Raw genomic sequence first — 12,437 nt, forward strand, 5'->3', positions numbered from 1 at the left:
GCGCGCTCGGCCGGGGTGGCCTGCGCGGCGATGGCGGGGCCGGCGATGCCACCGGCGGTGGCGGCGATACCGGCAGCGGTCAGAACGGTCTTGCGCAGCAGAGTGGTAGCCATGATCAGTTGCCTCTCTGTCGGGGGTACGCGGCGATGGGGGATGCCGCAAAGAAAGATCAGGTGGCCCGGTATGTGCGTCGGGCCGGTGGCTCGCTCGGGCGGCCAGGGGGATGGCCTGCTCCGGTGGCTCGGGGGATGTAACGACCGGCGTCCCGGCCTGATTCCCGGCCCGCTGGGCGGGCGGTCGGCGGATGCGGCGCGGTCTGCCATGTACAACGCCCCGCACCCGCCCCCGATTCCACCCTCACGGTGGCACCGACCACACCCCCGCCACGCCCAGCCCAGCGAACACCCCCGGGGCGCTAACTGCAAGATCGTGGGAGACCTCGCGGTGAGTGAGATCTTGGTACGAATGGCCCTCATGGGGCGCTCTCCTTCCAAGGTCTCTCGTGGTCCTGGGGAGTGGGACGGTTTTCTCGGTGAGAAGGACGGCGGGTGGGCGGGCGTGACCTGGGTGGGGCCGGACAGGGGCGGTGTCCGAGAGTGGGGCGGTGCGATATCTGCGCAGCGACGGCCGCGTCGCCATCCGCCGTCCCCGCCCTGCCGACGAGGCGGAGTTCGTCGCCGCCGTCCGGCGCAGCCGTGACCTGCACCATCCGTGGCTGTCGGCGCCGGACGACGCGCTGCGGTACGCGGCGTACCTGCGCAAGATCCGGCGGCGGGACAGCTCCGGTTTCCTGTTCTGCGACCGGGAGAGCGGCGAGATCGCCGGGTACGCGAACATCAGCGGCATCGTGCTGGGCGCGCTGCGCGGCGGCTACCTCGGGTACGCGGCGTTCCGGCCGTACGCCGGGACCGGACACGCCTCGGCCGGGGTGCGGCTGGTGATCGGGTACGCGTTCGGGCCGCTGGGGCTGCACCGGCTGGAGGCGAACATCCAGCCTGGCAACGAGCCGTCGAAGCGGCTGGCGCGACGGCTCGGCTTCCGGCTGGAGGGCTTCTCCCCGGACTACCTGTTCATCGACGGCGCGTGGCGCGACCACGAACGCTGGGCGATCACCGCCCCGGACGGGGTGGACTCGGCGCCGGGGCGGTGACCGGCCGGCTCAGCTCCCCGGCTTCGGGAAGGCGACCGGGCTGCGGTGCCCGGCCCGGTCCACCGCCCGTACGCCGAAGAACACGTTGTCCTTGGACAGGTCCACCGTCACCTCGGTGACGTCACCGACCGGCAGCACCTTCTGCCACTGGTCGGCTGTGGTCTCCCGCCACACCACCTCGTACCCGGCCAGGTCCGGCTCGGGCCCGCGCTGCCAGCGCAGCGTGGTGTCGTTCGTGAGGTTCGTGGTCACCACCGTGACGCCCTTGGGCGTGCCCGGCGCCTGGGCCAGCGACCACAGCGTCGCCGCGTTCACCCGGGCCACCCGGGTGATGTAGCCGAAGTCGCAGAACTCCGGCAGGTCGCCGTACTGCACCCCGTCGGCGACCCGCACGTCCTGGTGCTGGTGGGCGAAGTCCTCGTTGGGCTCGGTGAACCGCCCGGCCGGCCACCCCTCGCGCAGGAACGAGATGTGGTCGCTGCCGCGCAGGTAGCGGTCCCGCCGGTAGATGACACGCACGTCCATGCCGGTGGCGGAGTTCTCGGCCACGTCGGTGACGAACCGGGCGAGCTGCCGCGACGGCGAGTCGTTCTCGCCGCCGACGGACTGCCGCACGCTCGCCTCGGCCGGGGTCTCGGCGGTCGGCACCCCCTCGGCGAACAACCGCACGGTACGCGGGTCGCGGGTGCCGTCGTCGGCGGTGCTGCTGCCCACGATGTCGTTGCTGAACATCGCCTGGACGTCGACGCCGGCGGCCTTCAACTGCGAAGCCAGGTAGGCCGAGCCGTACAGCCCCTGCTCCTCGGCGGCCACGGCGGCGAGCACGATGGTGGCCTCGGTGCGGCGGGTGGACAGCACGCGGGCCAGCTCCATCACCACTGCCACGCCGGAGGCGTCGTCGTCGGCGCCGGGCGCGTCGCTGACCGCGTCCATCACGTCGGTGGCCCGGGAGTCGTAGTGGCCGGTGATGACGTACACCCGCTCGGGCGTGACCTCGCCGCGCAGGGTCGCCACCACGTTGGTGATGGTGGTCGGGACGGGGATGCGGGAGGCGGGCTGCTGCACGTACGACTGCAGTTCGACGCTCATCCGGCCGCCGGACGCGGCCGCGTACCCGGAGAGCTGTGCGTGGATCCAGTCGCGGGCGGCGCCGATGCCGCGTACCGGATCGGTCTGGCTGGACAGGGTGTGGCGGGTGCCGAACGCGGCGAGCCGGCGCACGACGGCCTCGATCCGGCGGCTGTCGATCTCGCGCAGCAGGGCGGTCAGCTCGCGGTCGGGGCGCTGCGGCCGGGCCGGCCGGCCCGGCCCGCGGGGCGTGCCGGTCGCGGCGGCGGCCGGGGTGGTGGTCAGGGGGGTGGCGACGGCGGCAGCGGTGGCCGCCGCGGAGGCGGTGAGGAACGTACGCCGGCTGGGCCTCGTGGGCCGGCCCTCGGCGGTCTCGTGGTTTCCCATCCCGGCATCCTCGCGCCGATCACGAGGAATGTCCATATAGCCGTCGATGGATGGATCATGGCACGTTTGCCGCTGGTCTGCCCGGGAACGGCAGCAGGCATGACGAAACCACGGGTGGTGATCGTGGGGGCCGGGTTCGCCGGATACCACGCGGCCAAGACGTTGCGCCGGCTGGCCCGCGGCCGGACCGAGATCGTCCTGCTGAACACGACCGACTACTTCCTCTACCTGCCGCTGCTGCCCGAGGTGGCGGCCGGGGTGGTGGAGCCGACGCGCATCGCCGTGCCGCTGGCCGGCACGCTCGACGGCGTCCGGGTGGTGATCGGCGAGGCGGACCGGGTCGACCTGCAGAACCGGTGGGTCGGCTACCGCTCGGTCGAGGGCGACCACGGGCAGCTCGCGTACGACCGGCTCGTGCTCAGCGTCGGCAGCGTCAACAAGCTGCTGCCCATCCCCGGCGTGACCGAGTACGCCCACGGCTTCCGCGGCCTGCCCGAGGCGCTCTTCCTGCACGACCACGTGGTCCGGCAGATCGAGCTGGCCGAACTGACCGAGGACCCGGCCGAGCAGCGGGCCCGCGCCACGTTCGTGGTGGTCGGGGCCGGCTACACCGGCACCGAGGTGGCCGCGCACGGGCAGCTGTTCACCGACCGGCTGATGGCCCAGCGCCCGCACCTGAAGGTCCGGCCGCGCTGGATGCTGCTGGACGTGGCACCCCGGGTGCTGCCCGAACTGGACCGGCGGATGTCGGTCACCGCCGACCGGGTGCTGCGCAAACGCGGCGTGGACGTGCGGATGGGCACCTCGGTCGCCGAGGCCACCCCGGACGGCGTGATGCTCACCGACGGCGAGTACGTCCCGACGTGCAGCCTCATCTGGTGCGTCGGCGTACGCCCCGACCCGTTCGTGGCCGAGCTGGGCCTGCGTACCGAGAAGGGCCGGCTGGTGGTCGACGAGTTCCTCAACGTCCCCGGCTACCCGGAGGTGTTCGCGTGCGGCGACGCCGCCGCGGTGCCCGACCCGACCCGCCCCGGGCAGGTGTGCGCGATGACCGCGCAGCACGCCCAGCGGCAGGGCAAGCTGGCCGCGCACAACATCGCCGCCTCGTACGGCCAGGGCGTGCGCAAGTCGTACAAGCACCACGACCTGGGCTGGGTGGTGGACCTCGGCGGCAAGGACGCGGCGGCGAACCCGCTGAAGGTGCCGCTGGCCGGGCTGCCCGCCAAGGCCGTCACCCGGGGCTACCACCTGCTGGCCATGCCGGGCAACCGTCCCCGCGTCGCTGCCGACTGGGCGCTGGACGCGACGCTGCCCCGGCCCGCCGTGCAGTTGGGCCTGGTGCCGGCCAACGCGGTGCCGCTGGAGAGCGAGTCACCGGAGCTGGCCCGCCACCGTTGAGCGCCGCCGCACGTACCCGCCGGCCGGCTCTCACCCGCCGGCCGGCGGTTGTTCGGGCGCGACGGAACCACCGGCGGCCGGAGCGCTGTCGGCCGACGGATCGCCGTCGGCGGGCCGCGGCAGGGCCTGCCGCCCGGCCGGGACGAACTCACGCAGCAGCACCTGGACGACGCCCGCCGCCGGAATCGCCAGCAGCGCGCCCACCAGGCCGGCCAGCTCGGCCGACAGCAGCACGCTCACCAGCACCGTCAACGGGTTCAGCCGGACCGCCCGGGCCATGATGACCGGTTGCAGCAGGTGGTTCTCCACCTGCTGGTAGACCACGAAGAAGACGAGCACCACGATGCCGGCGGTGGGGGAGTGCAGGAACCCCGCGCCGGCCGCGACGATCGCCCCGAGCGTGGCGCCGACCAGCGGGATCAGGTCGAACACGGCCACCGCCAGCGCGATCACCGAGGCGAACGGCACACCGAGCAGGAACAGCACGGCGAACGTCAGACCGCCGCAGATCACGCTGATCAGCAGGTTGCCACTCAGGTAGCCGGTGACGATCCGGGACGAGTCACGCCCGATGCGCCGCAGCCGCGCCGCCGGGCCGTCGCCGGTCAGCCGCAGCGTCGCGGCCACGATCTTCGGCGCCTCCAGGACCATCAGGTACGCCAGCACCACCACGGTCACCAGCGCGGCGACCGCCTGCACCACGCTGCGGACCACCCCTACCGTGGGATCGCCGAGCCGGGCGCCGTACCGGCGGAGCTGGCCGGGTTCGGCGTACCGGAGCAGGTGGAAGCGGTCCAGCAACCGTCCGAGCGGTCCCCGCCCGGCCTGTGCCTCGCGCACCAGATCCGGCGCCCGGTCGGCGAAGCGGCCCACCTCGTCCACCAGCGGCACCACGATCAGCGCGCCGACGGCGGCGAACAGCGCGAACGCGGCCAGGAACACCAGCAGCGTGGCCAGCGCGCGGCGGCGTACCCGCCGTTCGAGGCGGTCCACGAGCGGCTTGAGGGCGACCGCGAAGAACACCGCCACCAGCCCCCACACCAGCACCCGCCGGGTGGCCCAGACCAGTGCCAGCGCGACCCCGGTGGCGAGGACCAGACCGATCACGATCAGCGTCCGGCGCGCGGTGGATCGGTCGTCGGCGGCGCTCATCCGGCGCGGCTACCCGCGACGCCGGTGAGGAAACCCGGCTCAGCCCAGGTCGGCGTCGGTGACCGGGAGCGCGCCGGCGGCGAACGCGTCGAGCGTCGCGCCGTGCAGCACCGTACCGGGCATCGGATCGGCGGCGACGCGGGTGGCGAGCCGAACCACCGGCAGCCGCCCGGCGGCGGGCGAGGCGGCCAGCACCACGTTGCCGTACCGGCGCCCGCGCAGCATCCGCCGGTCGGCGATCAGGCAGACGTCGGCGAACACCGCGCGCAGCGTGGCCACCTGCGCCCGGGTGTGCGCCAGCGGCGGCAGGTCGGTGAGGTTGATCAGGTAGAGGCCGTCCGGGCGCAGCGCCCGGGCCACCTGCGCCGCGAACTCGACCGCCGCCACGTGCGGTGGCATCCGGGCCGCCCGGTAGACGTCGGCGACCACCACGTCGTACGTCCCGGACGGCGCCTCGGAGACCGCCTCCCGGGCGTCGCCGATCGTCACCACCACCTCCGGCGGCAGTGGCGGCAGCTTGCGCCGGACCAGCTCGACCACGGCCGGATCGCGCTCGATCACCCGTTGCGCCGAACCGGGCCGGGTGCGCGCCAGCCAGCGCGGCAGCGTCAGCGCGCCGCCGCCGAGGTGCAGCGCGGTCAGCGCCGCGCCGCGCGGGGCGGCCACGTCGATCGCGGCGGCGATCCGCCGCACGTACTCGAAGTGCAGGTACCGGGCGTCGGCCACGTCGACGTACGACTGCTCGACCCCGTCGGCCAGCAGTGTGCGCCCGGACGGGCGGGCCGGGTCCACCACGATCTCCAGGGTCTCGGCGTCGTCGTGATCCACGGCGGGACACGGTACCGCGCCAGCCACGGGCGGCCCCGGCCCGCGTCGGACCGGAGCCGTCCCGCCGCCGGCTCAGCCGGCCGCCATCCCGGCGCCGGCCTCGTCGACTGCCGCGTCCACCCGGTGCGCGAGGTCGACGTCCGCCGCCGTCACGCCGTCGACCTGCTGGGTCCGGACGGTCAGCACGGCGTTGTCCGGGTCCGGCCGCCCGATCTGTGGCGACCGTCCGACGTCGGACTTGAGCCGGTCCAGCCGGTCGAGCACCCGGTCCAGGTTGCCGCCGGGCAGCTCGATGGTGCGCACGAGCGACCGCCTGTCGCTGGACCAGTAGGGCAGCGTCGCGAGCGCGTCGCGCAGCTCCGCCTCGGTCAGCGGCGCGGTGGCCGAGGACGCGCCCACCAGGCCGCCGCCGAAGTCGGTCGGCCCGAGCAGGTCACGCAACCCGTCGGGTACGCGCAGCGACTCGACCAGCTCCGCGTCGGCCTCGGCGAGCGCGGCGAGCGTCGCCTCGGCCTGGTAGCGCGCCTGCTCCGGGGTGAGGCGGCTGTACCGGCCGACCTCGGCCAGGAAGCCGGGCAGGTCGCGGCGGCGTTCCATGCCGTGCACCGGCACCACGTCGTGCAGGGTCAGCGGCACCGCCGCCAGCAGCCGCTCCCGTTCCGCGTCGTCCAGCGCCCGGGCCAGAGCCAGCACGGTGGCCTCCGCCGCGACCCGGGCCGTGGGGAAGTCCACCCCGGCACGCCGGCTCACGTCGTCGACGAGATCTCGGTACCCCATCGAGATCCCGGGTGACGGCACCGGGTCCGGCAGCGGGCGCGACCGCTCCGCGACGGCGACCGGCGGCGGGGCGGGACCACCCCGGGCGCTGTCCGGCTTGTGCCGTCCGGCCGGCGGCGGGCCGGACCGGTCGTGCTGGTCCAGCGAGGTGACCTGCTTGGACGCGCTCAGGCTGGCGCCGGTCTGGCTCGGCCGCAGCCCTCGCTCGCGGGCCTCGCGGGCCAGGGCCCGGCGGCGCTGGTTGTCGCCCTCCATCTGCTTGCGCATCGTCGCACCTCGTTCCTGGGTCGGTTGCGCTTGCGCCGACCGCGTTCCCGGCGCTGCCGGGAAGGTAACGACGGACCGCCCGGCGGACGCTTCATTCGCTGCGGGTGAGGAGCGCTCACCCCGGCGGGCGGCAGGCTCGGACGGACCGGACAACTTCCGACGCACGCGGAAGGGCAGGTCGACATGAAACGGATCGTGGAGATCGTCCCCGCCCGTCCCGGCTGGTACGCCCGCTGGCGGATCGGCCCGGACGCCACCCGCTCCTACCCGGTGACCCTCTGGGCGCTGCTGGAGCAGCACGACGGCAGCGGACGCGAGGTGGTCGGCGTCGACTGTGTCGGGCAGTGGCCCGGAGCGGACGACGACGACATGAGCGGGGACTTCGTCCGTTATCTGTTCAAGACGCCCGATTCCGGCGCGCCGGACGACGTCGAGGCCCCGGTCGCGCCGTACCGGCAGGCCGCGCCCGCCGCCTGAGCCATCCTCCCGGCCCCCGGCCCCTGGTCCCAGGGTCGGGGGCCACCCCTGTCCGCCGGCTGCACAGCCGGCACTCGCGGGCCGTCGCCCGGGACAGCCGGGCCGGGTCAGCCCACTTCGCGGGCGTCCCTGGCCAGGTCGCGCGGCGCGGCGGCCAGCAGCTCGGCCAGGCCGGTGCGGTCCAGCAGGTGCTTGATCTGCGGGTTCAGGTTCAGCAGGCGGACCGCCTCGGTGCCGGCACGGTGGATCACCACGAGCGCGCTCAGCCCGGAGGAGTCGCAGAGGTCCACCCCGCCGAAGTCGATTTCCAGCTCCTGGTGACCGTCGCGGCGCAGGGCGGCCACGGCGTCGACGAGTTCCGGCGCCGTGTCGAAGTCCAGCTCCCCGGCCAGCCGCACCCGGGCGGCACCGGTGCCGAACCGGTCCACCTCGATGGTCAGCATCTGGGAGGGCACGGACCCATGTTCCCAGCCGGGCGCCCGCGGGAAACCCTCCGGGGTCACGCGGACGCGACCGAGCCCGGCGTGTCGTCGACCGGCGCGCGGTCGAGCAGGCCGGTGACGCCGGTCAGGTCGAGGATGGTCTCCAGGAAACGCGGGACCGCGCGCAGCTCGATGGCGGTGCCGGCCTGCTGGCCCTCCCGCCAGGCGTGCACGATCACGGACAGGCCGCTGCTGTCCATGAACTCCAGGTCGCCGAAGTCGAACACCAGCGTCCGCGGGCGCCCGGCGAGCAGCCGGTCGATCTCGGCGCGCAGCGGGCCCGTCGTGGCGTACGCCAGTTCGCCGCCGACGACGAGCTCCGGGACGGCCGGGTCGGAGCGATCCACGGAGATGCTCACCGGGCCCGCCTCGGGCCTTCTCCGTTGATGAACCACGTCACGCCGCCTTTCCGCGGGCTGCGGGCCGAGCCGGGATTGACAGGATCGTAACAACAGCGGCCTCACCTCGCTGGACGCGCGAGCCGGCCGGCAGCGCCGTGGGGTGGCGGTCCCGGCATACCCGCGTAGGGTGGTCGATGAGACGTGAGCACAGGCGCCAGGTCCGGCGCCCTCGGGTGTCGACGAGGAGAGTGGGGCTCAGCTGGTGACTGCTGCCGACGTCAGGGGTGCCGACCCGGGCGACGGACGGATCTCCACGCCGAGTGCCGCACGGCCTCCGGCGCGGTCCGCCGCCGCGCCGGTGCCGCCCGCCCTGCCGGCGTTGGCAGCCGACCGCGACCTCACCGTCCCGAACTGGTCCGAGGTGGTCGAGCACTTCCGTGAGGGCCTCGTCGTCTGCGACGCCGGCGGTGTCGTGCAGCACGTGAGCCCGGTCGCGGAGCGGTTGATCCCCGAAGTGACGCCCGGTGAGCTGCTGGCCGCGGCCGGGCCGGCCCCGCTGCGCGGCGACGGCCCGGCCGAGTTCACCCACCACGGGCGGCGCCTGCGCGTACGGCCGGTCGCGTTGTCCCACCGGCGCCGCTGCTGGTACGTCGACGACGTCACCGAGATCGTCGGCCGGGCCGACGCGCTGCTCGCCGAGCGGGCCCGCTCCGCGTTCCTCGCCGTGGTCGGCGAGAAGCTCGGCAACCCGCTGCACCCGGACCGGGCCGCCGCCGCCGTGGTGCGCCTGGCCGTGCCCACGGCCGCCGACGTGGCGGTCCTGGTGCTCGCCCCGCGTTCCGGCCGGGCCCGCTGGTGGCGGGCGGTACGCGCGGACGACCGGCCGCCGGTCGTGGACAGCGGGGTGCTGTCCGCCCCGGCGCTTCCCGCGGCCATCGAGGCGGGCCTGACCGGCGCCGAGCCGCACGAGCTGGACTGGCTGGTCGAGCAGGCCGCCGAGGCGGGCTGGTTGCCCGGCCTGGACGCCTCCGGCGCCACCGCGCGGGTGGTGCCGCTGCCCGGCCGGGAGGCGCCGGCCGGTGCGCTGCTGGTGGTCCGGCGTGCCGACCGCTGGTACGACGAGGCCGACGTGGACCTGGTCCGCGCGTTCGCGGCCCGGGCCGGCGCGGCGCTGACCACCGCCATGCTCTACCGCGACCAGGCCGAGGTCGCCGATACGTTGCAGGCCAGCCTGCTGCCGGTCGAACCGGCCGCCGCGACGGGCGTGCAGTGGGGCACCGCGTACCGGCCGGCGCAGGCCGGTCTGCGCATCGGCGGTGACTTCTACGGCTCGCACCGGCTGGCCGACGGCGGCTCGGTCTTCTTCCTCGGCGACGTGTCCGGCAAGGGTGTGGAGGCGGCCGTGTTCACCGGCCAGCTCCGCCAGTGCCTCCAGGCGCTGCACCGGGTCGAGACCCAGCCCGGGCGGCTGCTGAAGCTGCTCAACGACGCGCTGCTGGAGACCACGCAGGCGCACGGGCAGGGCCGATTCGCCACCATGGTGCTCGGCGTGGCCCGGCCGCACCGCGACGGCGGCCTGACGCTGACCCTGGCCGGCGGCGGGCACCTGCCGCCGCTGGTGCTACGGGAGTCCGGTGACGTCGAGGTGGTGCCGCTGCGCGGCATGCTCATCGGCGTGGTGCCCGATCCCCGCATCGGCGAGGTGACCGTACAGCTCGCGCCGGGGGAGACCTGCCTGCTCTACAGCGACGGGGTGACCGAGGCGCGCGGCGGCCGGCGTGGTGCCGAGCAGTTCGGCGCCGAGCGGCTCCTCAACGCGCTGGCCGGCTGCCACCGGATGCCCGCGCCGGCGCTCGCCGAGCGGGTCGAGCAGGTGACCTGCGACTGGCTCGCGCACGGCGACCACGACGACATCGCGGTGCTGGCGCTGCGCGCCACCGGCCCGGCCGGGCGGGCGCCGCGGCACCTGCACGCCGTGCCGGATGCGGCCGGGACCAATCGAACGAGGGAGCCGTCCGCGTGACCGTGCCGACCATGGAGGCCGACCCGGGGCACGCCTTCCCCCGCTACCTGGAGTGCCTGGCCGACGCCGACGAGTTGGCCGCCGTGGCGGTGGCCCGTGAGCTGCTGGAGGCGGGCGTGCCGGCCGAGCGGGTGCTGCTGGACCTGGTCGCCCCGGCCCAGGCCGAGGTGGGTGAACGCTGGGCCCGCAACGAGTGGAGCGTCGCCCAGGAGCACGCCGCCACCCACATCAGCGAGCGGGTGGTGGCCGCGGTGGCCGCGTACGCCGATCCGCGCCCGACCCGGGGGCGGATCGTGGTGGCCTGCATGGACGGTGAGTGGCACGCGCTGCCGGCCCGGCTGGTGACCGAGGTGCTGCGGCTGCGCGGCTGGCAGGTGATCTTCCTCGGCGCCAGCGTCCCGGCCGCGCACCTGGCCTCCTACCTGCACCGCTACGACGCGGAGGCGGTGGCGCTGGCCTGCGCCCTTCCGATGCGGCTGCCGCACGCCCACCGGATGGTGGAGGCGTGCCGCCGCTCCGACGTGCCGGTGGTGGTCGGTGGCCGGGGCTTCGGCGACGACGGCCGCTGGGCGCGCGTGCTCGGTGTGCCGTGGGCGCCCGACGCGCCGACCGCGGCGGATCTGGTGGCCGACGAGCGGGCGCTGCGTGAGACGCCGCCCGCGCGGCTGGACCACCTGGCCGACGACGAGTACGCCAGCCTGGTCAAGCGGCGCGGCGAGTTGATCGACAGCGCCCTGGCCGATCTGCGGGAGCGGATGCCGTCGACCGCCGACTACACCCCCGCGCAGCTCGACTCCACGATCAGCGACCTCGGCTACATCCTGGACTTCCTGGCCGCCGCCCTCTACGTGGACGACGCGACGCTGTTCACCGGGTTCGTCGAGTGGCTGGTGGAGATCCTGGTCAGCCGTGGGGTGCCGGCCGGCGCGGTCGGGTCGACGCTGGAGCACTATGGACAGCAGCTCCGCGACTTCCCGCGAGCGGCTGCCTTCCTGGACCGGGGCCGGGCCCTGGTGGGCGGGCTGTCGGCGGCGGGCCGCTGACGGAGATCCGGCCGGCCGTCGCATATACTTGCGCTACTGCAAGGGTTCGCCTGCGGTGGGAGCGAGAGGGGCCGCTGTGACGTTCACCGTCACGTACGCCCAGCGGGACGGGGGCGGTGCCCACCTCCGGCTGACCGGCGAACTCGATCTCAGCACGGCCGGCGAGCTGCACTCGACGATCGACCGGCTGGTCGCCGAGGGGCGGCGCGAGCTGCTGCTCGACCTCACCGACCTGACCTTCTGCGACTCCGCCGGGATCGCGGCCTTCGTCCGGGGGGACAACCTCGTCGCCGCCGACGGCGGCTGGTTGCGGCTCACCGGGGCGACCGGCCGGGTGGCCCGGGTGCTCCAGGTGACCGGGCTGGCCGAGGTGCTCCACCACGACCTCGGCGCCGCCGACCCGACCGCGCCGGCCGCCTCCTGATCCGGTACATTTCCCCGCCAGCAGCCGGCCGTGCGCCGGGCGCCCTCCTCACCACGAAGCAGGTAACCCGATGGGTCAGACCAGCCCCAGCCCCGTTCGCATCCTCGTGGTGGACGACGACCCGGGCGACGTCCTGATGATCGAGGAGGCGCTCGCCGACTCGGACGTCGACAAGGTCATCGACGTCGTCGCCGACGGCCAGGAGGCGATGGAGTTCCTCCGCCGCGAGGGCCGGCACGCCGAGGCGCAGCGCCCGGACGTGATCCTGCTCGACCTGAACATGCCCCGGATGGACGGGCGGCAGGTGCTCGGCGAGGTCAAGGGGGACGAGAGCCTGCGGACCATCCCGATCGTCGTGCTCACCACCTCCAACGCCGACACCGACGTGGTCAGCAGCTACACGTTGCAGGCCAACGCGTACGTGACGAAGCCGATCGACCTGGACGACTTCAACGACGTGGTGCGCCGGATCGACGAGTTCTTCGGCCGGGTGGTCGTGCTCCCGAAGCACTCGTAGGGGCGCGGAGTCCGGGCCCTCGCATCCTGAACATTTTGCGGGAACGGCCGCGCCGGGCGCGTGCAGACCGCAGGATCGGCAGGTGGGGACGCGCACCGGCTGC

At 74.5% G+C, this 12,437-nt stretch carries 13 protein-coding genes; 7 read left to right on the top strand and 6 right to left on the bottom strand.

Translation table 11 applies throughout. The features are described from left to right. Positions 1-604 precede the first annotated feature (604 nt). Positions 605-1,150 carry a GNAT family protein gene (locus tag ACFYO8_RS24595; RefSeq protein WP_355096702.1) on the top strand — a complete coding sequence of 182 codons (546 nt, stop codon included), beginning with the start codon at positions 605-607 and terminating at the stop codon, positions 1,148-1,150. Positions 1,151-1,159: 9 nt separating this feature from the next. On the opposite strand, the gene ACFYO8_RS24600 is transcribed toward ACFYO8_RS24595, so the two are convergent. Then, positions 1,160-2,605 carry a M20/M25/M40 family metallo-hydrolase gene (locus ACFYO8_RS24600; RefSeq protein ID WP_354871731.1) on the bottom strand — a complete coding sequence of 482 codons (1,446 nt, stop codon included), beginning with the start codon at positions 2,603-2,605 and terminating at the stop codon, positions 1,160-1,162. Positions 2,606-2,704: 99 nt separating this feature from the next. On the opposite strand from ACFYO8_RS24600, the gene ACFYO8_RS24605 reads away from it, so the two are divergent. After that, positions 2,705-4,003, top strand: a complete 1,299-nt coding sequence (locus tag ACFYO8_RS24605; protein ID WP_355096704.1) for an NAD(P)/FAD-dependent oxidoreductase — start codon at positions 2,705-2,707, stop codon at positions 4,001-4,003. Positions 4,004-4,033: 30 nt separating this feature from the next. Here the strand turns inward: ACFYO8_RS24605 and ACFYO8_RS24610 are convergent, their stop codons facing one another. The 3 genes from ACFYO8_RS24610 to ACFYO8_RS24620 form a co-directional block, all read right to left on the bottom strand. Further along, positions 4,034-5,155, bottom strand: coding sequence for an AI-2E family transporter (locus tag ACFYO8_RS24610; RefSeq protein ID WP_354871736.1), 1,122 nt, complete (start codon positions 5,153-5,155; stop codon positions 4,034-4,036). Between the two features lie 39 nt (positions 5,156-5,194). Next, positions 5,195-5,983, bottom strand: coding sequence for a fused MFS/spermidine synthase (locus ACFYO8_RS24615; protein WP_354871739.1), 789 nt, complete (start codon positions 5,981-5,983; stop codon positions 5,195-5,197). Positions 5,984-6,055: 72 nt separating this feature from the next. Continuing rightward, complete coding sequence (locus ACFYO8_RS24620; protein ID WP_357710229.1) at positions 6,056-7,027, bottom strand: DUF2267 domain-containing protein; 972 nt, start codon at positions 7,025-7,027, stop codon at positions 6,056-6,058. A 183-nt stretch (positions 7,028-7,210) separates the two neighbouring features. Between ACFYO8_RS24620 and ACFYO8_RS24625 the strand changes: the two genes are divergently transcribed. Continuing rightward, on the top strand, positions 7,211-7,504 hold the full coding sequence (locus tag ACFYO8_RS24625; protein ID WP_357710226.1) for a hypothetical protein: 294 nt from the start codon (positions 7,211-7,213) through the stop codon (positions 7,502-7,504). Positions 7,505-7,611: 107 nt separating this feature from the next. Here the strand turns inward: ACFYO8_RS24625 and ACFYO8_RS24630 are convergent, their stop codons facing one another. Continuing rightward, entirely contained in the window at positions 7,612-7,959 is a 348-nt protein-coding gene (locus tag ACFYO8_RS24630) for an STAS domain-containing protein (protein ID WP_357710223.1), read from the bottom strand. A 44-nt stretch (positions 7,960-8,003) separates the two neighbouring features. Then, positions 8,004-8,345, bottom strand: a complete 342-nt coding sequence (locus ACFYO8_RS24635) for an STAS domain-containing protein (RefSeq protein WP_354871748.1) — start codon at positions 8,343-8,345, stop codon at positions 8,004-8,006. A gap of 244 nt (positions 8,346-8,589) precedes the next feature. On the opposite strand from ACFYO8_RS24635, the gene ACFYO8_RS24640 reads away from it, so the two are divergent. From ACFYO8_RS24640 to ACFYO8_RS24655, 4 genes are all read left to right on the top strand, one after another. Beyond that, entirely contained in the window at positions 8,590-10,350 is a 1,761-nt protein-coding gene (locus ACFYO8_RS24640) for a PP2C family protein-serine/threonine phosphatase (protein ID WP_357710219.1), read from the top strand. Continuing rightward, the gene (locus ACFYO8_RS24645; protein WP_357710216.1) at positions 10,347-11,393 is read left to right on the top strand and encodes a cobalamin-dependent protein; all 1,047 of its coding nucleotides are present in this window, start codon (positions 10,347-10,349) and stop codon (positions 11,391-11,393) included. The genes ACFYO8_RS24640 and ACFYO8_RS24645 overlap by 4 nt, the downstream gene beginning before the upstream one ends. 76 nt (positions 11,394-11,469) lie before the next feature. Continuing rightward, the gene (locus tag ACFYO8_RS24650; RefSeq protein ID WP_354871756.1) at positions 11,470-11,817 is read left to right on the top strand and encodes an STAS domain-containing protein; all 348 of its coding nucleotides are present in this window, start codon (positions 11,470-11,472) and stop codon (positions 11,815-11,817) included. Between the two features lie 70 nt (positions 11,818-11,887). Next, a complete protein-coding gene (locus ACFYO8_RS24655) occupies positions 11,888-12,334 on the top strand; it encodes a response regulator (protein ID WP_354871758.1) in 447 nt (148 codons plus the stop codon). The last annotated feature ends 103 nt before the right edge of the window (positions 12,335-12,437 follow it).

The organism is Micromonospora sp. NPDC005257, assembly GCF_042872445.1.
Taxonomy (GTDB): Bacteria; Actinomycetota; Actinomycetes; order Mycobacteriales; family Micromonosporaceae; genus Micromonospora.

Excerpts from the sequence above, each read along its gene's own strand:
- ACFYO8_RS24655 (WP_354871758.1), top strand. The coding sequence starts at position 11,888 with ATGGGTCAGACCAGCCCCAGCCCCGTTCGCATCCTCGTGGTGGACGAC.
- ACFYO8_RS24610 (WP_354871736.1), bottom strand. The coding sequence starts at position 5,155 with ATGAGCGCCGCCGACGACCGATCCACCGCGCGCCGGACGCTGATCGTG.
- ACFYO8_RS24625 (WP_357710226.1), top strand. The coding sequence starts at position 7,211 with ATGAAACGGATCGTGGAGATCGTCCCCGCCCGTCCCGGCTGGTACGCC.
- ACFYO8_RS24600 (WP_354871731.1), bottom strand. The coding sequence starts at position 2,605 with ATGGGAAACCACGAGACCGCCGAGGGCCGGCCCACGAGGCCCAGCCGG.
- ACFYO8_RS24605 (WP_355096704.1), top strand. The coding sequence starts at position 2,705 with ATGACGAAACCACGGGTGGTGATCGTGGGGGCCGGGTTCGCCGGATAC.
- ACFYO8_RS24620 (WP_357710229.1), bottom strand. The coding sequence starts at position 7,027 with ATGCGCAAGCAGATGGAGGGCGACAACCAGCGCCGCCGGGCCCTGGCC.